At 71.4% G+C, this 21550-nt stretch carries 16 protein-coding genes; 8 read left to right on the top strand and 8 right to left on the bottom strand.

Translation table 11 applies throughout. The annotated features are described in order from the left end of the window. Nucleotides 1–27 precede the first annotated feature (27 nt). Together OTB20_RS03010 and OTB20_RS03005 are read right to left on the bottom strand one after the other, a co-directional pair. Nucleotides 28–2514, bottom strand: coding sequence for a helix-hairpin-helix domain-containing protein (locus OTB20_RS03010; RefSeq protein ID WP_267814963.1), 2487 nt, complete (start codon nt 2512–2514; stop codon nt 28–30). After that, on the bottom strand, nt 2511–3503 hold the full coding sequence (locus OTB20_RS03005) for an aldo/keto reductase (protein ID WP_267814962.1): 993 nt from the start codon (nt 3501–3503) through the stop codon (nt 2511–2513). Before OTB20_RS03005 ends, OTB20_RS03010 begins: the two co-directional genes overlap by 4 nt. Before the next feature lie 100 nt (nt 3504–3603). Here OTB20_RS03005 and OTB20_RS03000 point away from each other — a divergent pair, with 100 nt between their 5' ends. Both OTB20_RS03000 and OTB20_RS02995 read left to right on the top strand, forming a co-directional pair. Further along, nucleotides 3604–4653, top strand: coding sequence for an LLM class F420-dependent oxidoreductase (locus tag OTB20_RS03000; protein ID WP_267756714.1), 1050 nt, complete (start codon nt 3604–3606; stop codon nt 4651–4653). Between the two features lie 241 nt (nt 4654–4894). Further along, on the top strand, nt 4895–5683 hold the full coding sequence (locus OTB20_RS02995) for a ferritin-like domain-containing protein (RefSeq protein WP_267814960.1): 789 nt from the start codon (nt 4895–4897) through the stop codon (nt 5681–5683). A 13-nt stretch (nt 5684–5696) separates the two neighbouring features. Here OTB20_RS02995 and corA read toward each other — a convergent pair whose 3' ends face one another. Beyond that, on the bottom strand, nt 5697–6662 hold the full coding sequence (gene corA, locus OTB20_RS02990; protein ID WP_267814959.1) for a magnesium/cobalt transporter CorA: 966 nt from the start codon (nt 6660–6662) through the stop codon (nt 5697–5699). 80 nt (nt 6663–6742) lie between these two features. On the opposite strand from corA, the gene OTB20_RS02985 reads away from it, so the two are divergent. The 4 genes from OTB20_RS02985 to mshC all read left to right on the top strand — a co-directional run bounded on the left by OTB20_RS02985 (nt 6743) and on the right by mshC (nt 10284). After that, nucleotides 6743–7450, top strand: a complete 708-nt coding sequence (locus tag OTB20_RS02985) for a histidine phosphatase family protein (RefSeq protein WP_267814958.1) — start codon at nt 6743–6745, stop codon at nt 7448–7450. Nucleotides 7451–7553: 103 nt separating this feature from the next. Then, complete coding sequence (locus OTB20_RS02980) at nt 7554–8144, top strand: DUF3090 domain-containing protein (protein WP_267814957.1); 591 nt, start codon at nt 7554–7556, stop codon at nt 8142–8144. Beyond that, entirely contained in the window at nt 8108–8944 is an 837-nt protein-coding gene (locus OTB20_RS02975) for an SCO1664 family protein (protein WP_267815099.1), read from the top strand. Before OTB20_RS02980 ends, OTB20_RS02975 begins: the two co-directional genes overlap by 37 nt. Before the next feature lie 110 nt (nt 8945–9054). Beyond that, complete coding sequence (gene mshC / locus OTB20_RS02970) at nt 9055–10284, top strand: cysteine--1-D-myo-inosityl 2-amino-2-deoxy-alpha-D-glucopyranoside ligase (protein ID WP_267814956.1); 1230 nt, start codon at nt 9055–9057, stop codon at nt 10282–10284. 112 nt (nt 10285–10396) lie between these two features. Here the strand turns inward: mshC and OTB20_RS02965 are convergent, their stop codons facing one another. From OTB20_RS02965 to OTB20_RS02945, 5 genes are all read right to left on the bottom strand, one after another. Next, nucleotides 10397–11413 carry a PAC2 family protein gene (locus tag OTB20_RS02965; protein ID WP_267814955.1) on the bottom strand — a complete coding sequence of 339 codons (1017 nt, stop codon included), beginning with the start codon at nt 11411–11413 and terminating at the stop codon, nt 10397–10399. 127 nt (nt 11414–11540) lie between these two features. Beyond that, nucleotides 11541–13148 carry a glycerol-3-phosphate dehydrogenase/oxidase gene (locus OTB20_RS02960; RefSeq protein WP_267814954.1) on the bottom strand — a complete coding sequence of 536 codons (1608 nt, stop codon included), beginning with the start codon at nt 13146–13148 and terminating at the stop codon, nt 11541–11543. Between the two features lie 44 nt (nt 13149–13192). After that, a complete protein-coding gene (gene glpK, locus OTB20_RS02955; RefSeq protein WP_267756706.1) occupies nt 13193–14719 on the bottom strand; it encodes a glycerol kinase GlpK in 1527 nt (508 codons plus the stop codon). A gap of 78 nt (nt 14720–14797) precedes the next feature. Then, a complete protein-coding gene (locus OTB20_RS02950) occupies nt 14798–15580 on the bottom strand; it encodes an MIP/aquaporin family protein (protein ID WP_267814953.1) in 783 nt (260 codons plus the stop codon). A gap of 330 nt (nt 15581–15910) precedes the next feature. Further along, entirely contained in the window at nt 15911–16678 is a 768-nt protein-coding gene (locus OTB20_RS02945) for an IclR family transcriptional regulator (RefSeq protein WP_267814952.1), read from the bottom strand. 264 nt (nt 16679–16942) lie between these two features. Between OTB20_RS02945 and metH the strand changes: the two genes are divergently transcribed. Both metH and OTB20_RS02935 read left to right on the top strand, forming a co-directional pair. Beyond that, a complete protein-coding gene (gene metH, locus OTB20_RS02940) occupies nt 16943–20452 on the top strand; it encodes a methionine synthase (protein WP_267814950.1) in 3510 nt (1169 codons plus the stop codon). Between the two features lie 120 nt (nt 20453–20572). Further along, nucleotides 20573–21274: an HAD family hydrolase gene (locus tag OTB20_RS02935; protein WP_267756702.1), complete on the top strand. Its 702-nt coding sequence runs from the start codon at nt 20573–20575 to the stop codon at nt 21272–21274. Nucleotides 21275–21550: the final 276 nt, after the last annotated feature.

The raw sequence follows: 21550 nt of genomic DNA, 5'->3' as shown, positions 1-21550 counted from the left end.
CCCGGGACGGGGGCCGCGGCGCGTCCGCTACTGGGGCTGCGGCGCGGCCGAGGCCACGAGTGCCCGCAGCAGACCCGCCAGCCGGGTCGTACGGGGCTTCGCCGGTACCTCCGCGACCGCGCGCGGCAGCGCCTGGTCCACTCCGTGCACCACCGACAGGTGCCGCTCGGCCCGCCCGAACGCCGTGTACACCCAGTCCCGCGACAGGGCCTGAGCCGCGTCCCCGGGCAGTACGACGACTGCCGCGGGCCAGCGCGAGCCGACGGCCTGGTGCGCCGTCACGGCCCAGCCGTGCCGCACCTGGGACTCCACCTGCTCCTTCGGTACGACGATCCGCGCGCCCGCGGCTCCGGCCAGGTGCAGCCCCTGCGCGTCGGCCGACACGACCCGGGCGGGCAGCGCCCGCCCGGCGCAGGGCACGTGGACCACCCGGTCACCGGGGTCGAAGCCGCCGAACCGGCCGGGGCCCGGGTTCAGCCGCTCCTTGAGGGCCGCGTTGAGCGCGCGGGTGCCCGCCGCGCCCCCGTGGCCCGTGGTGATCACCTGGACGGCGTCCGCCGGGATCCCGAAGGCGCGGGGCACCGACTCGGCCACCAGCTGCACGGTGCGGTGCACGGCCTCCCCGGCGTCGCGGACCGGGACGATGACGACCTCCTTGCCGGGGGCGTCGACCTGGTTCAGTTCCCCGACGCCGACTCCGGAGACCAGTTCCCCGATCGGGCCCGGGTCCGGGACCCGGGAGACGAGCTGCGGGCAGGTACGGGCCGCGAGCACATCGGCGAAGACCCGGCCGGGTCCGGCCGAGCCGAGCACGGCGGGGTCGCCGGACAGCACCAGACGGGCCCCGTCGGGCACGGACTCCACCAGTGCGGCGGCCGTCTCCACGTCCAGCTGCGGGGCGTCCAGGACGATGAGCAGATCCAGTGCGAACTGCCCGTCCGCGTCGCGCCCGGGGCCCTCCGCGCCGGCCAGCAGGCCCGCCACGGTGACCGCTCCCTCGGCCGGGGCGTGCGCGGCCAGGCAGGCACGCAGGCCGAACTCCCGGGCGGCCGCGAGGAGCGCGCGGGGTTCGGCGCGGGCGGCCTCGCCGCCGGTGTGGGTGACCAGGCCGTGCCCGGCGGCGGCGCGGATCAGCTCGCCGCCGGGGCCGGTGGCGGCCTTGTCCCAGTCGGCGGGGTCCGTGAAGGTGTTGGCGAGGCGGGCCAGCCCCTCGGCGAGGCTCTCCTCGGCCATGGCGGAGCCCTCCAGGCCCACGAGGATGCGTACGGGCTGCTCCTCGTCCTCGCCCACCGGCGGACCGACCGGCTCCTCGAAGGCCAGCGCGGCCCCGTCCCCGACGGCCGCCTCCAGCGCCTCGGCGGGGTCCGGTACGCCGTACTGGGCGAGGGCGGACTCCAGGGTGGGCGCTTCCAGCACGGTGTGACCCTTGGCGGCGGCCTGCGCCAGCAGCCAGCCCACCAGGGCGGCGGACCGCCGCTCGTCCCCGGGGCCGGTCGCCTCGGCGCCGAGCAGGGCGCGGGCGAACCCGTCGGCCTGCGTCGGGCGGACCCCGGCGACGGCCAGCAGCCGCCAGGGGGACTCGGTGAGCTGCGCGGCGGCGTCCTCGCCGAGGGCGGCGGCGGCCTGCGGAGCGAGGGTCTCCGGGGCGCCGCCCCTGGCCAGTACGGCGCGGAGGGCCTGGACGGCGTCCGCGGAGGGGGCGGCCGCGGTCTGCGTCGCCGGTGAGGGGGCGGGGGCGCGGGCGGGTGCGGGCTCGGGGGCCGGCCGGCGGGGTGCCGGGGGCGCCGGGGGCGCGGTGAAGACCGCGGAGGGCCGGCCGCCGCTCTCCACGGCCCGTACGGCGGCCAGCAGGTCGGCAGCCGTGCCGCTGAGCTTGGCGCCGGCCTCCACCGGGGCCTCGCGGTCCGCCTTGCGGCGGGCGATGCGCTCCCGCTCGATCTTCTGCGCGGCCAGTTCCGCCGCCGCTTCGCTGAGCTGAGGCTTGGCCTCGGTGGCCTCGGTGGCCTCGGTTGCCTCCGTGTCGGTGGCGGGCCCTGCGGGGCTTCCCCCCACCCCGCCCCTTCCCGAAACCGGGGGCTCCGCCCCCGGCCCCCCGTCCCCGCTCCCTGCTTCGCCGGCAGGCGTGGCTTCGGCCTGCGGGTCCTCGTCGGTGTCCTCCGCTTCGCCGGACGGTGCGGGGTCCGCGTCGGTGTCCTCGGCTTCGCCGGCAGGCGTGGCTTCGGCCTGCGGCCCCTCGTCCCCGCTCCCTGCTTCGCCGGGCGGCGCCGGATCCGCGTCTGCGTCCGTGTCCTCGACCTCGGCTTCGGCTTCGGCGGACGGTGCGGGCTCGGCCTGCGGGGTGTTGTCCTCGGGCTCGGCCGGGGCGGAGGTGTCCTCGGCCTCGGCTTCGGCGGGTGTCGGGGGTTTTGCGGTGGTGCTCGTGGCGGGCTCCGGGGCCGGGGTGGCTTCCGCGGCGGCGGGGCTTTCTTCCCGGGCCGGGTCGGCCGGTTCTGCCGCGGCGGCGGTGTCGCTCACAAGGTGCTCCAGTCGTGATCGGGGTAGCGGTGGACGGGCGCCGAGACGTCGTCCAGCGCTTGGCGGATCTCCTCCGGAAGACTAAGGGCCTCCACCGACAGGGCCGCCCCGAGCTGCGCCGACGTGCGCGCGCCGACGATCGGCGCGGCCACCCCCGGCCGGTCCCGGACCCAGGCCAGGGCCACCTGGAGCGGGGTCACCGCCAGGCCGTGGGCGGCCGTCGCGACCGCGTCCACGATCCGGCCCGCCGCCTCGTCCAGGTACGGGTCCACGAAGGCGGCCAGGGTTTCCGAGGCGCCCCGGGAGTCCGCCGGGATGCCGGCCCGGTACTTGCCGGTCAGGACGCCCCGGCCGAGCGGGGAGGAGGGCAGGAGGGAGAGCCCCAGGTCCAGGGCGGCCGGGACCACCTCCCGTTCCACGCCGCGCTGGAGCAGGGAGTACTCCATCTGGGTCGACGCCAGCCGGGTCCGCACTCCCGGCGCCGCGAGCTGCCAGGTCGCCGCCTTCGCGAGCTGCCAGCCACTGAAGTTCGACACGCCCGCGTACCGTGCCCGGCCGCTGCTCACCGCGATGTCCAGGGCCTGGAGGGTTTCCTCCAAAGGGGTCCACGGATCGAAGGCGTGGACCTGCCAGAGGTCGACGTAGTCCGTGTCCAGGCGGGCCAGGGAGTCGTCCAGGGCGGAGAGGAGGTGGCCGCGTGAACCGTCGAAGCGCCGGTCCGGCCCCGCGACCCCGCCCGCCTTCGTCGCGATCACCAGGTCGCGCCGCGGAACGACGGAACCGATCAACTGCCCGAGGAGGTACTCCGCCTCCCCGCCCCCGTACACGTCCGCGGTGTCGACGAGCGTGCCGCCCGCGTTCCAGAACGTTTTCAACTGCGCGGCCGCTTCCGCCTCGTCCGGTCCGCCCGCCGACCGGCCCCAGGTCAGTGTGCCGAGACCGATCCGGGAGACGCGCAGTCCGGTGCGGCCGAGATGCCTCTGCTCCATGAGGGCTGAGACTACTGCGGCACTGACGCGGGGCAGCCTGGCGCGCTACAGTCCCCGCAGACCCACGTTACTGATCGGTAAACAGGCAAGGGGACGACACATGCGGCTCGGCATCAATCTCGGCTACTGGGGCGCTGGCATGGACGCCGACAACCTGGCCGTCGCGCAGGAGGCCGACCGCCTCGGCTACGACGTCTGCTGGGCCGCGGAGGCCTACGGCTCCGACGCCCCGACCGTGCTCGCCTGGGTCGCCGCCCAGACCGAGCGCATCGACGTCGGGTCCGCCATCCTGCAGATTCCGGCCCGCCAGCCCGCGATGACGGCCATGACGGCGGCCACCCTCGACTCCCTCACCAAGGGCCGCTTCCGGCTCGGCCTCGGGGTGTCCGGCCCCCAGGTCTCCGAGGGCTGGTACGGGGTGAAGTTCGACAAGCCGCTCGCGCGGACCCGCGAGTACGTGGAGATCGTCCGCAAGGCGATGACCCGCGAGCGCCTCAGCTACGAGGGCGAGCACTGGACCCTGCCGCTGCCCGGCGGGCCGGGCAAGCCGCTCAAGCTGACCGTGCACCCCGAGCGCGAGCACATCCCGCTCTACATCGCCGCGATCGGGCCGAAGAACCTGGAGCAGACCGGCGAGATCGCCGACGGCGCCCTGCTGATCTTCCCGGCCGCCGAGCACCTGGAGGCCACCGCCCTCACCCACATCCGGGCGGGCCGCGAGAAGGCCGGGCTGACGATGGACGGCTTCGACGTCTGCCCGACCGTGCCGCTGGCCCTCGGCGAGGACGTGACCGGGCTCGCGGACATGTTCCGCCCGTACACCGCGCTGTACGTGGGCGGAATGGGCAGCCGCAAGCAGAACTTCTACAACCAGCTGGCCCAGCGCATGGGCTACGAGAAGGAAGCCGCCGAGATCCAGGACAAGTACCTGGCCGGCGACAAGCAGGGCGCGGCCGCCGCGGTCCCGCACTCGCTGATCGACTCCACCACGCTGCTGGGCCCGGTGGAGCGCATCGCCGACGGGATGAAGGCCTACGCGGAGGCCGGGGTCACCACCCTGACGCTCGCCCCGGCCGGCTTCACCCTGGCGGAGCGGACAGCCGCCCTGCGGGCCGGCGTCGAGGCCATGGAGCTGGCCGGCCTGGCCTGACCGGTCGACGCGGGGAGGCCGGGCCCGCGGCCGCCGAAGCGGTGCGGGGGCTGCGTGGAGAGAGGTTCTGCGGCCGTGGTGGGGGCTCGGGGGGTCTTCCCCGCCACGGCCGACACAGCCAACAACGTGCGGGGCGCCCGCGGGGTTACGCCCCCGGCGTCACGGGTCGCGCTCGTTCATTCGGCCGAGTCGTGGGCCGCACCCGGTTGCCCGGTCCGCGATTCGGCTCTTGACTCGACTCATGCTCTCTGCGCGCAGCCTGTTCCGGGAGATCGTCGACCACGACGCGTCCTTCCAGCTGTTCTGCTCCATCGCCGCCGGCGGCGAGTCCCAGGGCGGCTGGGAGAACGCCCGGATCGCGGCCCTGGTGCCCGATTCCATGCGCGACCTCGCACCCAAGATCACCCGGCACGGCGCCGACGAGGACAAGCACGGCCGGATCTTCAACGCGCTGCTCCGCAAGCGCGGGCTGGCCCCCGTCCCGGTTCCCCCGGAGACCGACTACACGATGCTGCTGGAACGGCGCGGGATCGGACTGAGTCACGAGAAGCTGCGCGGCGAGCGGGCCCTGACCGAGGACGACATCGTCGTCTACCTCGCGCACAGCCGGGTCACCGAGCAGCGTGCCTCCGAGCAGATGCTGATGCTCCTGCGCCACTTCGGGGACCACCCCGACCTCGGCAAGGCCGTCCGCATGATCAGCGCCGACGAGGACAACCACCTCGCCTACTGCCACGAGGAGCTGCTGCGTCTCGCCCGCGCCGGTCACGCCCGCACCATCCACCGGGTCCTGCGCGAGAGCGCCCTCGCCGAGATCGGCGTCTACCGCGACGTGAGCCTCGCCGTCATGGCCCGCATGGGACGGCTGCTGGACTGGCCCGCGCCGAAGGCGGCCGTGCTGGCCGCCGGGATCCGGGGGACGTACGCGTACGAGCGGCTCGCGGGCTGGCACCGGATGGTCGACCTGCGCCAGCCGCCCCGCCGCGACGCGCTGGGCGGCGCGCCGACCTCGGCGCCCGAGTTCGCGTAGGGCCTCGCCCCGGCTACAGCCAGCCGCGGCGTTTGAACATCCGGTGCAGTCCGAGGCACAGGACCACCATCACGACGACCACCGCCGGGTAGCCCCAGCGGTGCTTGAGCTCCGGCATGTGCTCGAAGTTCATCCCGTAGATCCCCGCCACCATGGTCGGGACCGCCGCCATGGCCGCCCAGGCCGAGATCTTGCGCATGTCGTCGTTCTGCCGGACGCCCATCTGCGCCAGGTGTGCGGACAGCGCGTCCGAGAGCAGCCGGTCCAGGCCCTCGATGTACTCGTTCGCCTTCGTCAGGTGGTCGGCGACATCGCGGAAGAACGGCTGGGCGTGCCCGTGCACGAAGGGCACGTTCCCGAAGGCGAGCCGGTCCATCGGCTGGAGCAGCGGACTCGTGGCCCGGCGGAACTCGAGCACCTGGCGCTTGAACCCGTAGATCCGGGCGGCGGTGTTCTTGCTGTCCGAGGGATTCGGCGAGAAGACCTCCGCCTCCAGCTCCTCCAGGTCCCCCTGGAGTTCGGCGGCCACCTCGATGTAGTGGTCGACCACCGCGTCCGAGACCGCGTACAGCACCGCCGTGGGGCCGTGCTTGAGCACCTCGGGATCCTGCTCCAGCCGATGGCGTACGGCGGCCAGCGCGGCCCCCTCGCCGTGCCGGACCGTGACGACGAAGGAGTCGCCGATGAACACCATCAGCTCGCCCGTGGTCACCGTGTCCGAGGCGTCGTCGTACATCACCGGCTTGAGCACCACGAAGAGCGAATCGTCGTAGACCTCCAGCTTCGGCCGCTGGTGCGCGGTCAGCGCGTCCTCCACCGCCAGCGGATGCAGCCCGAACTCCTGGCTGACGTGCTCGAATTCCCTCTCCGTCGGCTCGTGCATGCCCACCCAGAGGAAGGCGTCGCCCGTCGCCCGCGCCTCGTCGAGGGCATCGGAGAAGTCATCGGGCGCCTCGGAGCGGCGACCTTCGCGGTACATGGCGCAGTCCACAATCACTCGCGCATTGTTCCCTGCCGGGGCCCCGTCCGCACACCAGCGCCACCGCATACGCTGTGGCCATGGCCACGCTGATCCTCGTACGACACGGGCGGTCCACCGCCAACACCGCAGGGCTGCTCGCCGGATGGACCCCGGGGGTGACCCTCGACGAGCACGGAGCCGAACAGGCCGCCGCGCTGCCCGGGCGGCTCGCCGGCGTGCCCCTCGCCGCCGCCGTCACCAGCCCGCTGGAGCGGTGCGCCGAGACCCTGGCCCCGCTGCTGGCGGCCCGGCCCGGTCTCGCGCTGCACACCGACGAGCGGATCGGCGAGTGCCACTACGGCGACTGGTCGGGCCGCAAACTCTCCGAACTGTCCGCGGAACCGCTGATGCGCATCGTCCAGCAGCACCCGTCGGCCGCCGCCTTCCCCGGCGGCGAGTCCATGCGGGCCATGCAGACCCGCGCCGTGGACGCCGTCCGGGACTGGAACGCCCGGATCGAGGAGGAACACGGCGCGGACGCCGTGTTCCTGATGTGCTCGCACGGCGACATCATCAAGTCCCTCGTCGCGGACGCCCTCGGCATGCACCTGGACCTCTTCCAGCGCATCCACGTCGATCCCTGCTCGGTCACCGCGATCCGCTACACCCCCACCCGGCCCTTCCTGCTCCGGCTCGGCGACACCGGTGACTTCGCCTCGTTCGCGCCCCGCGAAACGGTGCCGGAGGACAAAGAGGCCGAAGACGGCGGCAACGCGGTCGTGGGGGGCGGTGCGGGCGCGGTGTGATCGAACGGCGCAGTAGGGTGGGCGGGCCAACCCATGGGCGCAGTCCTGCCCCTGCCTCCCCCCGGACCGTGTCCGGGGGACCCCGGACACTTGGAGACTGGACGTGCCCCGTCAGGTGTTCCTCTACGACCCGCCGGACCGTTTCGTGGCCGGCACGGTCGGCCTGCCTGGACGCCGTACGTTCTTCCTGCAGGCCTCCACCGGCCCCCGCGTCACCAGCGTCTCCCTGGAGAAGACCCAGGTGACGGCGCTCGCGGAGCGGATGGAAGAACTGCTGGACGAGGTCGTACGCCGCACCGGGGGCAATGCCCCCGTCCCGGCCGTGGCCCCCGCCGAGGCGACCGACACCGCACCCCTGGACGTCCCCGTCGAGGAGGAGTTCCGCGTCGGCACCATGGCCCTGGCCTGGGACGGCGAGGACCAGCGCATGATCGTCGAGGCGCAGGCGCTGGTGGAACTCGACGCCGACTCGGGCGAGGACCTCGCCGAGGCCGAGGAGCGGCTGCTCCAGGACGAGGAGAACGGGCCGCCGATGCTGCGCGTCCGCCTCACCGGCGCCCAGGCCCGGGCCTTCACCAAGCGGGCCCTGGACGTGGTCAACGCGGGCCGCCCGCCGTGCCCGCTGTGCAGCCTCCCCCTGGACCCCGAAGGGCACGTCTGCCCGCGCCAGAACGGCTACCGGCGCCAGGCGTGAACGCCACGGGGGAGCTGGAGGAACTGCTGGCCCACGGGGAACTCGCCGTCGTCGGCCAGATCCGGGAGGCGTCCAACGCCGTCCTGCTGTGCAACGTCACGCACGGGGGTGCGAGCGCCGACTGCGTGTACAAACCGGTCAAGGGCGAGCGCCCGCTGTGGGACTTCCCCGACGGCAACCTCGCCCGGCGCGAGGTCGCCGCGTACCTGATCTCCGAGGCCACCGGATGGGGCCTCGTGCCCCCGACCGTGCTGCGCGACGGACCGTACGGCGAGGGAATGGTCCAGCAGTGGATCGAGACGGGGGAGTCCCCGCAGACGGAACTGCTCGCGCTCGTGGACGGCGAGGAGGCGGGCGAGGGCTGGAAGCCCGTCGCCTTCGCCGAGGTCGGCGAGGGCCGCACCGCGCTGCTCGTGCACGCCGATGACGAGCGGCTGCGCCGGATGTCGGTCCTCGACGCCGTGATCAACAACGGTGACCGCAAGGGCGGCCACCTGCTGCCCGCTCCCGACGGACGGCTCTACGGCATCGACCACGGAGTGACCTTCCACACCGAGGACAAGCTGCGCACCCTCCTGTGGGGCTGGGCGGGGGAGCCGCTGACCGAGGAAGCGGGATCCGTGCTGAGCGCCCTGGAGGCCGCACTGGCCGCAGGGGAGCCGCTCGCCACCCGGCTGGCCGAACTGGTCACCACCGCCGAGCTGGCCGCCGTACGGGGCCGCGTGGCCCTACTGCTGCGCACCGGGAAGCATCCGCAGCCCTCGGGGCAGTGGCCCGCGATCCCGTGGCCGCCCGTCTGACCGGGCCGGGGCACGCACGCACAGAACCGGCCATGGCGCAAGAGTGCCGATCAAGACAACAGTGCAGGTCCGGTTCGTTTTCGGAACACCCGTCCGGTTAGTCTCGACGCATGCATGCCTGGCCCGCTTCTGAGGTCCCCGCCCTTCCTGGCAAGGGCCGCGACCTCCAGATCCACGACACCGCGACCCAGGGGACGATCACCCTCGCCCCCGGTCCCGTCGCCCGTATCTATGTCTGCGGGATCACCCCGTACGACGCGACTCACATCGGTCACGCGGCGACCTACAACGCGTTCGACCTCGTGCAGCGCGTGTGGCTCGACACCAAGCGGCAGGTCCACTACGTCCAGAACGTCACGGACGTGGACGACCCGCTGCTGGAGCGGGCACTGCGCGACAACCAGGACTGGACCGAGCTCGCCGAACGCGAGACCGCGCTCTTCCGCGAGGACATGACCGCCCTGCGGATGCTGCCGCCGCAGCACTACATCGGCGCCGTCGAGGCCATACCCGGCATCGTGCCGCTGGTCGAGCGGCTGCGGGACGCGGGAGCCGCCTACGAGCTGGACGGCGACGTCTACTTCTCGGTGGAGTCCGACCCGAACTTCGGCAAGGTGTCCAACCTGGACGCCGAGGCGATGCGCCTGCTGTCGGCCGAGCGGGGCGGCGACCCCGACCGCGCGGGCAAGAAGAACCCGCTCGACCCGATGCTGTGGATGGCCGCCCGCGCGGGCGAGCCGAGCTGGGACGGCGGCTCGCTGGGCCGCGGCCGGCCGGGCTGGCACATCGAGTGCGTGGCCATCGCCCTGGACCACCTGGGGATGACCTTCGACATCCAGGGAGGCGGCTCCGACCTGGCCTTCCCGCACCACGAGATGGGCGCCTCGCACGCTCAGGTGCTGACCGGCGAGTTCCCGATGGCCAAGGCGTACGTACACGCCGGAATGGTCGCGCTGCACGGCGAGAAGATGTCGAAGTCCAAGGGCAACCTGGTCTTCGTATCCGCCCTGCGGCGAGCCGGAGTGGACCCGGCGGCGATCCGCCTGGCCCTGCTCTCGCACCACTACCGCGCCGACTGGGAGTGGACCGACGCGGTCCTCGCGGAAGCGGTGGCCCGCCTGGAGCGCTGGCGCGCGGCCGTCTCCCGCCCCGACGGCATCGCGGCCGACACCCTGGTGGAGGAGGTCCGCGAAGCACTCTCCAACGACCTGGACGCCCCGGCGGCGCTGGCCGCCGTGGACCGCTGGGTCGAGCGCCAGCTCGTCTCCGACGGCGACGACGAGTCGGCCCCCGGCCTGGTCTCCCGCACCGTGGACGCGCTGCTCGGCGTGGCCCTGTAGGACGCGGGCAAGGCCGAACGTGCCCGGAGGGGCTGGAGTGCCCGTAGGGCGACTCCAGCCCCTCCGGCGTTCGAGGAGCAGGGTCCGGGCCCCGGGAGGCGGCCCGCACGGGCTACGCCTCCGGTGGCTCCGGGGTCTCGTCCTCGGACTCGCCCGCCGCGGCGCCGGGCGGCTGCGGCTCCTCCCCGGACGGCTCCGGGGACGGTTCCGGCTTGCGCTTCGGCGGGCGCGTCATCCCGCCGGAGGTGTCCCGCAGGTACGAGCCGTCCCCCGGCTCCGGGGCCGCGGAAGGATCGCGCCGCCTCAGGTACCGCTCGAACTCCCGGGCGATCGCATCGCCCGAGGCCTCCGGCAGGTCCGCGGTGTCCCGCGCCTCCTCCAGCGTCTGGACGTACTCCGCCACCTCGCTGTCCTCGGCGGCCAGTTGGTCCACGCCCAGCTGCCACGCCCGGGCGTCCTCGGGGAGTTCACCCAGCGGGATCCGGATGTCGATCAGATCCTCCAGCCGGTTGAGCAGCGCCAGGGTCGCCTTCGGATTCGGCGGCTGGGAGACGTAGTGCGGCACCGCCGCCCACAGGGACACCGCCGGCACCCCGGCATGGGTGCAGGCCTCCTGGAGGACGCCCACGATCCCGGTCGGGCCCTCGTACTTGGTCTCCTCCAGGTCCATCGTCCGCGCCAGATCGGCGTCCGAGGTCACCCCGCTGACCGGCACCGGGCGGGTGTGCGGGGTGTCACCCAGCAGCGCCCCCAGGATGACGACCATCTCCACGCCCAGCTCGTGGGCGAAGCCCAGGATCTCGTTGCAGAACGAACGCCACCGCATGGACGGTTCGATGCCCCGCACCAGCACCAGGTCGCGCGGCTTGGCGCCGCCGATGCGGACCACCGACAGCCGGGTCGTCGGCCACGTGATCTTCCGTACCCCGTTGTCCAGCCACACGGTGGGCCGGTTGACCTGGAAATCGTAGTAGTCCTCGGCGTCCAGAGCCGCGAAGACCTCGCCCTTCCACTCCCGGTCCAGGTGTGCGACCGCGCCGGAGGCCGCGTCACCCGCGTCGTTCCAGCCCTCGAACGCGGCCACCATGACCGGGTCGATCAGCTCGGGCACGCCCTCAAGCTCGATCACCCAGGTCTCCTTCCGAAGTTCCCTTGTGTACGTGGGTCAGCCTAAGCCTTGATGAGGCACCGGCCACAGCCCACGACAGAGGGGCGGTTCCCCCTGGAACCGCCCCTCTCCCCGTTCACGCCACCGCTTACGCCTTGTCGGCCAGCATCTCCTCGACGCGGCCGCGCACTTCGGCGCTGTCCAGACCGCGGACCGTCACCGTCGTACGGCGGCGCAGCACGTCGTCGGCCGTCTCGGCCCACTCGTTGTCCCGGGCGTAGGCGACCTGCGCCCAGATCTCCGGCCCGTCCGGGTGGATCCGCTCGGCCAGCGCCGGGTCCTCGTTCGCGAGCCGTGCGATGTCGAAGGCCAGCGAACCGTAGTGCGAGGCCAGGTGGCGCGCGGTCAGCGGGTCCATCCGCGAGCCCGGCTCACGGTCCACGAGCAGCCGGTGCGCCACCGCGTTCGGGTTGGCGACACCGGGCAGCGCGATCCGTCGTACGAGGGACTTCACCGGCTCCATGTCCTCGGTCAGCGGACTGCCCGGAAGCCTGGCCAGCTTCTCCATGACCACACGCCCGATGTGCCGGTACGTGGTCCACTTGCCGCCGGCCACCGACAGCATGCCGCCCGCGCCCTCGGACACCACCGTCTCGCGCTTGGCCTTCTCCACCCCACCCGGACCGCCGGGCAGCACGCGCAGGCCCGCGAAGGCGTACGTCATCAGCGAGCGGTCCAGATCGGCGTCCTTCACCGAGAACGCCGCCTCGTCCAGGATCTGCTGGATGTCACCCTCGGTGGCGCGCACGTCCGCCGGGTCGCCCTCGTACACCTCGTCCGTGGTGCCCAGCAGCAGCTGGTCCTCCCACGGCAGGGCGAAGGTGATGCGGTACTTGTCGATCGGGGTGGCCATCGCGGCCTTCCACGGCGACTTGCGCTTCATCACGATGTGCGCGCCCTTGGAGAGGCGGATGGACGGCATCGAGTGCTTGTCCTCCATACGCCTCAGGTGGTCCACCCACGGGCCGGTGGCGTTCAGCACGACACGGGCGTCCACACCGAACTCGGTGCCGTCCAGGCGGTCCTTGAGCTCGGCGCCCGAGACCCGGCCGCGCGTCATGCGCAGACCGGTGACCTCGGCGTGGTTCAGGACGACCGCGCCCGACTCGACGGCCGCGCGGACCGTCATGACCGCGACGCGCGAGTCGTTCATCTGGTGGTCGTAGTAGACCGCGACAGCCTTCAGGCCGTCCGTCTTCAGACCCGGGTTGTCGGCGGCGGCACGGGCCGGCGAGATGATCTTGCCCATGCCGTCGCCGAAGCCCGAGAGCGCCGAGTACGCGAACACGCCCGCGCCCAGCTTCGCCGCCCCGACCGGACCGCCCTTGTAGACGGGCAGGTAGAAGGTGAGCGGGTTGACCAGGTGCGGGGCCACGTCCTTGGCCAGCACCCGGCGCTCGTGGTGGTTCTCCGCGACCAGCTTGACCGAACCGGTCTGCAGGTAGCGGAGGCCACCGTGGACGAGCTTGGAGGAAGCCGAGGAAGTGGCGCCGGCGAAGTCGCCGGCGTCCACCATGGCGACCCGCAGACCCGACTGCGCGGCATGCCAGGCCACCGAGGTGCCCAGGATCCCACCGCCGATGACCAGCAGGTCGTACGTGGCCTTCGCCAGCTGCTCACGGGTCTCGGCACGGCTCGCGTTCGAACCGGCGGTCGGGTGCGTACCCAGGGTGGGAACGCTCTGCGGGGTGCTCATATCCGTTGACTCCTACTTGCTCGTCGATTGCGCCGGCCGTGCGGTCAGCTGGCGTCTTCGTCGTCGATCCAGCCCATGGACCGCTCGACGGCCTTGAGCCAGCTCTTGTACTCGCGATCCCGCTGCTCGGCGGGCATCCGCGGGGTCCACTCCGCCGCGCGGCGCCAGTTGGCGCGCAGGGCGTCGGTGTCGGGCCAGAAGCCGACGGCCAGGCCGGCGGCGTAGGCGGCGCCGAGGCAGGTGGTCTCGGCGACCATCGGGCGCACCACGGGGGCGTCCACGAAGTCGGAGAGGGTCTGCATCAGCAGGTTGTTGGAGGTCATGCCGCCGTCGACCTTCAGGGCCGCGAGCTCGACGCCCGAGTCCTTGGTCATGGCGTCGGTGATCTCGCGGGTCTGCCAGGCGGTGGCCTCCAGTACGGCACGGGCGATGTGCGCCTTGGTGACGTACCGGGTGAGGCCGGCGATCACACCGCGGGCGTCGGAGCGCCAGTACGGGGCGAACAGGCCGGAGAAGGCGGGCACGAAGTACGCGCCGCCGTTGTCCTCGACGGAGGAGGCCAGGGTCTCGATCTCGGCCGCCGTCTTGATCATGCCCATCTGGTCGCGCATCCACTGGACGAGCGAGCCGGTGACGGCGATGGAGCCCTCCAGCGCGTAGACCGGCTTCTGGTCGCCGATCTGGTAGCCGACCGTGGTCAGCAGGCCGCTGTAGGAGTTGATGATCTTGTCGCCGGTGTTCATCAGCATGAACGTGCCGGTGCCGTACGTGGACTTCGCCTCGCCCTCGGCGAAACAGGTCTGGCCGAACAGCGCGGCCTGCTGGTCACCGAGCGCCGAGGCGACCGGGACGCCGGCCAGGACCCCGTCCTTGACGTGGCCGTAGACCTCGGCGGAGGACTTGATCTCCGGGAGGACGTTGAGGGGGACCCCCATGGACTCCGCGATGCGCTCGTCCCAGGCCATGGTGTGCAGGTTGAACAGCATGGTGCGCGAGGCGTTGGTGACGTCGGTGACGTGCACGCCGCCCTCGGCGCCGCCGGTCAGGTTCCAGATGACCCAGGAGTCCATGGTGCCGAAGAGGATGTCCCCGGCCTCGGCACGCTCGCGCAGGCCCTCGACGTTGTCGAGCAGCCAGCGGATCTTCGGGCCGGCGAAGTACGAGGCGAGCGGCAGGCCCGTCTCGCGGCGGAAGCGGTCCTGCCCGACGTTGCGGCCGAGCTCCTTGCACAGGCCGTCGGTACGGGTGTCCTGCCAGACCAGCGCGTTGTGCACCGGCTCGCCGGTGTGGCGGTCCCACAGGAGGGTGGTCTCGCGCTGATTGGTGATGCCGACGGCCTTGACGTCGGAGGGGTTGATCTCCGCCTTGGCGATGGCTCCGGCGACGACCTCCTGGACGTTGGTCCAGATCTCGGTGGCGTCGTGCTCGACCCAGCCCGGCTGCGGGAGGATCTGCGCGTGCTCCTTCTGGTCGACGGAGACGATGCGCCCGTCACGGTCGAAGACGATGCAGCGCGAGGAGGTGGTGCCCTGGTCGATCGCGGCGATGAACGGGCCGGTGCTGCTGGTCATGGTGGCTGCTCCTGGCGGGTGTCGAAGTAGGCGGAATCAGAATGGCGGTGCGGATGGTGCCGTGGTGCCGATTGCTGATCAGGCGAACGCGATGTTGTACAGACCGCCGGCGAGCGCGGCACCCGCGAGGGGGCCGAGGACCGGGATCCAGGAGTAGCTCCAGTCCGAGCCGCCCTTGTGGGGCAGCGGCAGCAGGGAGTGGACGATGCGCGGGCCGAGGTCGCGGACCGGGTTGATGGCGTAGCCGGTCGGACCGCCGAGCGAGAGGCCGATGCCGACCACGACGAAGGAGGTGATCAGGACGCCGATGACGCCGAGGCCCTTGCCGTCGTCCTGCAGACCCTGGGTCAGGATGGCCAGGACCAGGACGGCGGTGCCGATGATCTCGGTCGTCAGGTTCTGGACGGTGTTGCGGATCTCGGGCCCCGTGGAGAAGATCCCGAGCACCGGGCCGGCCACGTCGTGCGGGTGCGGGTCCTCCGGGCCGAGCTTGGCGTCACGGATGTGCTCCGGGTCGGACAGGTGCGCCCGGAACTGGCCGTAGTAGGCCAGCCACATCAGGACCGAGCCGATCATCGCGCCCAGCAGCTGGCCGGCGAAGTAGACCGGCACGTCGCCCCAGGCGCCGTCCTTGATCGCGATGCCGACGGTGACCGCCGGGTTGAGGTGCGCACCGGAGAGCGGTGCCGAGACGTAGGCGGCGATCAAGACGGCGAAACCCCAGCCGAAGGTGATCGTGAGCCAGCCGGCGCCGCGGGCCTTGGAGCTCTTGAGCGTCAGCGCCGCGCAGACGCCACCGCCGAGCAGGGTGAGCAGGGCGGTACCGATGGTCTCGCCGATGAAGATGTCGGAGGTGGACACCCGCGACTCCTTTGTCGTTCAGGGGTGGGCGGACCGCCGGGTCCCACCAGCGGTCCACGCACTCGGTGAGTGCTGCACCGGTCCTGGCCTTGCCACACCCTAACGCGTATTGCCGGTAGGTGTTCGGCAATGCCGACCGATGAACGGCAGTTTTCCGCGCAGGTGAAGCGGGCGTCAAGAGTTGCCCAGGCCAAAGAGCCGGATCGTTACCAGACGGAAGATCGAACAAATTGAGCCATTGAGTGATCATCAAACGCCAAAAACCACCCAAATGCCACTTTGGTGTGGCCTGTGGGTGGTCAGGGCAGAGCGATGGGGGTCACGCCAAGGTCAGAACCGGCCCGCCCCGAGATCGCGCGAAACCGACCGCGCGCAGTCCCGTACGGACGCCACCAAGGACGCCCGGGGCTCCCCGGAGTCCCCGCACACCCGCTCCACCGCCCCCGCGAGGGCCACTGCGCCGACCGGCATCTTGCGGCGGTCGTGGATGGGGGCCGCCACCGAGGCGATCCCGTCCCAGGTCTCCTCGACGTCACTGGCCCAGCCCCGGGCCCGGATCAGAGCCAGCGCCTCCTCGAAGCCGGCCCCGTCGGTGACCGTCCGGGGGGTGAAGGCCTCCCGCTCGACCTCCATGACCTGCGTGTGCGCCACCGGGTCGTACGCCGACAGCACCTTGCCCAGGGCCGTGGAGTGCAAGGGCTGCATGGCCCCGACCTCCAGAACCTGACGGCTGTCGTCGGGCCGGAACACGTGGTGCATGATCAGCACCCCGCTCTTGTGTAGCACCCCCACGTACACGCTCTCCCCGCTCGCGCGGGCCAGGTCGTCCGTCCACACCAGCGCGCGCGCCCGCAGCTCGTGGACGTCCAGATAGCTGTTGCCCAGGCGCAGCAGCTCCGCGCCGAGCTGATAGCGGCCCGAGGCCGGATCCTGCTCCACGAAGCCCTCGGCCTGCAGCGTGCGCAGGATCCCGTGCGCCGTGCCCTTGGCCAGCCCCAGCGAGGAGGCCACGTCCGAGAGCCCCAGGCGGCGCTCGCCGCCCGCCAGGAGCCGCAGCATCGCAGCGGCTCGTTCGAGCGACTGGATGTTCCGTGCCATCGCGCAGCCTCCTGCTGACGTAGTTCGACAATGCTGAACACTATCGGTCGATGCCGACTTCTCGCATGAGGGGAGCGGAGTCCGACGCAAGGAGTCGTCCAGGACGCCCCCGGCCGAAAGCCGCCGCCCCCCGGCCACAGAATGCAGTCCGCCACGTGGGACGCCCTCACCGGGGCCGGGGCCGCACCGTTACCCTGGCGGCGTGCACCCTTGACACAGAGGGGGTGCAAAGCCGACAGCCGTCGCATCCCAGGGAGCTCAACCATGGCCTCGTTGCCGAACCCGCCCGCAGACACCCAGACCCGGGCCGACGCCCTCCGCCAGGCACTGGCGACCCGCGTGGTCGTCGCCGACGGAGCCATGGGAACGATGCTCCAGGCGCAGGACCCCACGATGGAAGACTTCGAACAGCTCGAAGGCTGCAACGAGGTCCTCAACGCCACCCGCCCCGACATCGTGGCCAACGTGCACCGCGAGTACTTCGAGGCCGGCGTCGACTGCGTCGAGACCAACACCTTCGGCACCAACTACGCCGCCCTCGCCGAGTACGACATCGCCGACCGCAACCACGAGCTGTCGGTGGCCGGCGCCCGCATCGCCCGCGAGGTCGCCGACGAGTTCACCGCCTCCACCGGGCAGCAGCGCTGGGTACTGGGCTCGATGGGCCCCGGCACCAAGCTCCCCACCCTGGGCCACATCGACTACGCGACCATCCGCGACGCCTACCAGATCAACGCCGAAGGCCTGATCACCGGCGGCGCCGACGCCCTCCTCGTCGAAACCACCCAGGACCTCCTGCAGACCAAGTCCTCCATCGTCGGCGCCCGCCGCGCCATGGAGGCCCTCGGCGTGTCCGTCCCGCTGATCTGCTCCGTGACCGTGGAGACCACCGGCACGATGCTCCTCGGTTCGGAGATCGGCGCGGCGCTGACGGCGTTGGAGCCGCTCGGTATCGACATGATCGGCCTGAACTGTGCGACCGGGCCGGCTGAGATGAGTGAGCACCTGCGGTATCTCGCGCGGAACTCCCGTATCCCCCTTTCGTGCATGCCGAATGCGGGTCTGCCGGTGTTGGGGAAGAACGGTGCGCACTATCCGTTGTCCGCGTCCGAGCTGGCGGACGCGCAGGAGACTTTCGTCCGTGAGTACGGGCTTTCCCTGGTCGGTGGCTGCTGCGGTACGACGCCTGAGCACCTGCGCCAGGTCGTGGAGCGGGTCCGCGGTCTGAGCCCGGCGGTGCGCCGGCCGAGCCCGGAGCCGGGTGCGTCCTCGCTGTATCAGACGGTGCCGTTCCGGCAGGACATTTCGTTCATGGCGATCGGTGAGCGGACGAACGCGAACGGGTCGAAGAAGTTCCGTGATGCCATGCTCGAGGCGCGTTGGGACGACTGTGTGGAGATGGTCCGCGACCAGATCCGTGAGGGCGCGCACATGCTCGACCTGTGCGTGGACTACGTGGGCCGTGACGGGGTCGCGGACATGAAGGAGCTGGCCGGACGTTTCGCGACCGCGTCGACGCTGCCGATCGTCCTGGACTCGACCGAGGTTCCTGTTCTGCGGGCGGGTCTGGAGAAGCTGGGCGGCCGCGCGGTCATCAACTCCGTGAACTACGAGGACGGCGACGGGCCGGAGTCCCGGTTCGCGAAGGTCACCGGCCTCGCCCAGGAGCACGGTGCGGCACTGATCGCGCTGACGATCGATGAGGAGGGCCAGGCCCGCACCGTCGAGCACAAGGTCGCCATCGCGCAGCGTCTGATCGCCGATCTGACGGGGAACTGGGGGATTCACGAGTCGGACATCCTCATCGACACGCTGACGTTCACGATCTGTACGGGTCAGGAGGAGTCGCGTAAGGACGGGATCGCGACGATCGAGTCGATCCGGGAGCTGAAGCGCCGTCACCCGGATGTGCAGACGACGCTGGGTCTGTCGAACATCTCCTTCGGTCTGAATCCGGCCGCCCGTGTCCTGCTGAACTCGGTTTTCCTCGATGAGTGCGTGAAGGCCGGTCTGGATTCGGCGATCGTCCACGCCAGCAAGATTTTGCCGATCGCCCGGTTCGACGATGAGCAGGTGGGCACCGCTCTCGACCTCATCTATGACCGGCGTGCGGAGGGGTATGACCCGCTGCAGAAGCTGATGGCTCTCTTCGAGGGGGTCAACACCAAGTCGATGAAGGCGGGCCGGGCCGAGGAGCTTCTCGCGTTGCCGCTGGACGAGCGGCTGCAGCGCCGGATCATCGATGGTGAGAAGAACGGCCTGGCGGCCGACCTCGACGAGGCGCTGGAGACCAGGCCCGCGCTCGACATCGTCAATGACACCCTGCTGGAGGGTATGAAGGTTGTGGGGGAGCTGTTCGGCTCCGGTCAGATGCAGTTGCCGTTCGTGCTGCAGTCGGCTGAGGTGATGAAGAACGCGGTCGCGCATCTCGAGCCGCACATGGAGAAGTCCGATGCGGATGGCAAGGGCACGATCGTGCTGGCCACGGTCCGTGGGGATGTCCATGACATCGGCAAGAACCTTGTCGACATCATCCTCACCAATAATGGCTACAACGTCGTCAATATTGGTATCAAGCAGCCGGTTTCCGCGATTCTGGAGGCGGCGCAGGAGCACAAGGCCGATGTGATCGGCATGTCGGGTCTGCTGGTGAAGTCGACGGTGATCATGAAGGAGAACCTGGAGGAGCTCAACCAGCGCAAGCTGGCGGCCGACTACCCGGTGATCCTCGGCGGCGCCGCCCTGACCCGCGCCTACGTCGAGCAGGACCTCCACGAGATCTACGAAGGCGAAGTCCGCTACGCCCGCGACGCCTTCGAAGGCCTACGCCTCATGGACGCCCTCATCGCCGTCAAGCGCGGAGTCCCGGGCGCCACCCTGCCCGAGCTCAAGCAGCGCCGCGTCGCCAAGAGGGACACGCCCGTCCTCGTCGAGGAGGCGGAGGAGCCCGGCGGCCGCTCCGACACCCCCACCGACAACCCGGTCCCCACCCCGCCGTTCTGGGGCACCCGCGTGGTCAAGGGCATTCCGCTCAAGGACTACGCCTCCTGGCTCGACGAAGGCGCCCTCTTCAAGGGCCAGTGGGGCCTCAAGCAGGCCCGCGCAGGCGGAGCCACGTACGAGGAGCTCGTCGAGTCGGAGGGCCGCCCGCGCCTGCGCGGGCTCCTGGACAAGCTGCACACCGAGAACCTGCTCGAAGCGGCCGTGGTCTACGGGTACTTCCCCTGCGTCTCCAAGGGCGAGGACCTGATCATCCTCGACGACGCCGGCAACGAGCGGACCCGCTTCACCTTCCCGCGCCAGCGCCGTGGCCGCCGCCTGTGCCTCGCCGACTTCTTCCGCCCCGAGGAATCCGGCGAGATCGACGTCGTCGGCCTCCAGGTCGTCACCGTCGGCTCGAAGATCGGCGAGGCCACGGCCAAGCTCTTCGCATCCGACTCCTACCGCGACTACCTCGAGCTGCACGGCCTGTCCGTCCAGCTCGCCGAGGCCATGGCTGAGTACTGGCACGCCCGCGTCCGCGCCGAGCTCGGCTTCGGCGGCGAGGACCCGGCACAGGTCGAGGACATGTTCGACCTCAAGTACCGCGGCGCCCGCTTCTCCCTCGGCTACGGCGCCTGCCCCGACCTCGAGGACCGCGCAAAGATCGCCGACCTCCTCCAGCCCGAGCGGATCGGCGTCCACCTCTCCGAGGAGTTCCAGCTCCACCCCGAGCAGTCCACCGACGCAATCGTCATCCACCACCCCCAAGCGAAGTATTTCAACGCACGCTGACGCAGAACGACGTACACTTGTCGGTCCCATACAGGCCGGTCACCTGTTCCCCCGGGTACGCCCCCGGAGGCGAGGTGACCGGCCTTGTCGTCCCCAACGGACCCCCGGAAAGGTGCGCGCATGACGAGCACAGTCCCCGCCCCCGTCGCCCGTACGGCCGACGGACACGCCCTGCAGGCGGTGCTGCTCGACATGGACGGCACCCTCGTCGACACCGAGGGATTCTGGTGGGAGATCGAAGTCGGTGTCTTCGGTGAACTCGGCCACCGCCTCGACGAATCCTGGCGGGACATCGTCGTCGGCGGCCCCATGACCCGCAGCGGCGGCTTCCTCATCGAATCCACCGGCGCCGACATCGGCCTCGCCGAGCTCACCGTCCTGCTCAACGAGCGCTTCGAAGCCCGCATCGCCGACCGCGTACCCCTCATGCCCGGCGCCGAACGCCTGCTGAGCGAGCTGGCCCTGCACAACGTCCCCACCGCCCTGGTCTCCGCCTCCCACCGGCGCGTCATCGACCAGGTCCTGCTCACCCTCGGACGCGACCGCTTCACCCTCACGGTCGCCGGCGACGAGGTCCCGCGCACCAAGCCGCACCCCGACCCCTACCTCATCGCCGCCCAAGCCCTCGGGGCCCACCCCTCCCGCTGCGCCGTCATCGAGGACACCGCCACCGGAGTCGCCGCCGCCGAGGCCGCCGGCTGCCGGGTCGTCGCCATCCCCTCCGTCGGCCTGATCGCGCCGGCCCCGGGCCGCACCATCGTCCGCTCCCTCGAAGACGTGGACCTGCCGTTCCTGCGCTCCCTCATCACTCCGCTGAACTGAGCGCGCACGCTCCGTACCGGACGATCCGCCCCCAGGACCAAGGTCCCGCGGGCGGATCTTTCGTACCCCTCCCCGGAGGCCGAAAATCCATCCCTACCGGGGGAGTTGCCCCAGGTGACCTTTGTCACCCACAAAGACCCCTTCGCACCACTGCGCCCCCTCCCGCACCACCCCTTGTGTCCCCATTGATCAGCACCTGACCGAATCTGCGCCCCACCCCGTGCACACCCCCGGTCAACTCCCGCGACGGAGCGACAACACCCCCGCTCCCCACGG

Source organism: Streptomyces sp. H27-H1 (genome assembly GCF_026627445.1).
GTDB lineage: Bacteria > Actinomycetota > Actinomycetes > Streptomycetales > Streptomycetaceae > Streptomyces.
The sequence above is the reverse complement of the archived record's forward strand: the minus strand, read 5'-3'. Positions and strand labels throughout refer to the sequence as shown.

Excerpts from the sequence above, each read along its gene's own strand:
- OTB20_RS03005 (WP_267814962.1), bottom strand. The coding sequence starts at position 3,503 with ATGGAGCAGAGGCATCTCGGCCGCACCGGACTGCGCGTCTCCCGGATC.
- OTB20_RS03000 (WP_267756714.1), top strand. The coding sequence starts at position 3,604 with ATGCGGCTCGGCATCAATCTCGGCTACTGGGGCGCTGGCATGGACGCC.
- OTB20_RS02995 (WP_267814960.1), top strand. The coding sequence starts at position 4,895 with ATGCTCTCTGCGCGCAGCCTGTTCCGGGAGATCGTCGACCACGACGCG.
- corA (WP_267814959.1), bottom strand. The coding sequence starts at position 6,662 with ATGTACCGCGAAGGTCGCCGCTCCGAGGCGCCCGATGACTTCTCCGAT.
- OTB20_RS02985 (WP_267814958.1), top strand. The coding sequence starts at position 6,743 with ATGGCCACGCTGATCCTCGTACGACACGGGCGGTCCACCGCCAACACC.
- mshC (WP_267814956.1), top strand. The coding sequence starts at position 9,055 with ATGCATGCCTGGCCCGCTTCTGAGGTCCCCGCCCTTCCTGGCAAGGGC.
- OTB20_RS02960 (WP_267814954.1), bottom strand. The coding sequence starts at position 13,148 with ATGAGCACCCCGCAGAGCGTTCCCACCCTGGGTACGCACCCGACCGCC.
- glpK (WP_267756706.1), bottom strand. The coding sequence starts at position 14,719 with ATGACCAGCAGCACCGGCCCGTTCATCGCCGCGATCGACCAGGGCACC.
- OTB20_RS02945 (WP_267814952.1), bottom strand. The coding sequence starts at position 16,678 with ATGGCACGGAACATCCAGTCGCTCGAACGAGCCGCTGCGATGCTGCGG.
- metH (WP_267814950.1), top strand. The coding sequence starts at position 16,943 with ATGGCCTCGTTGCCGAACCCGCCCGCAGACACCCAGACCCGGGCCGAC.
- OTB20_RS02935 (WP_267756702.1), top strand. The coding sequence starts at position 20,573 with ATGACGAGCACAGTCCCCGCCCCCGTCGCCCGTACGGCCGACGGACAC.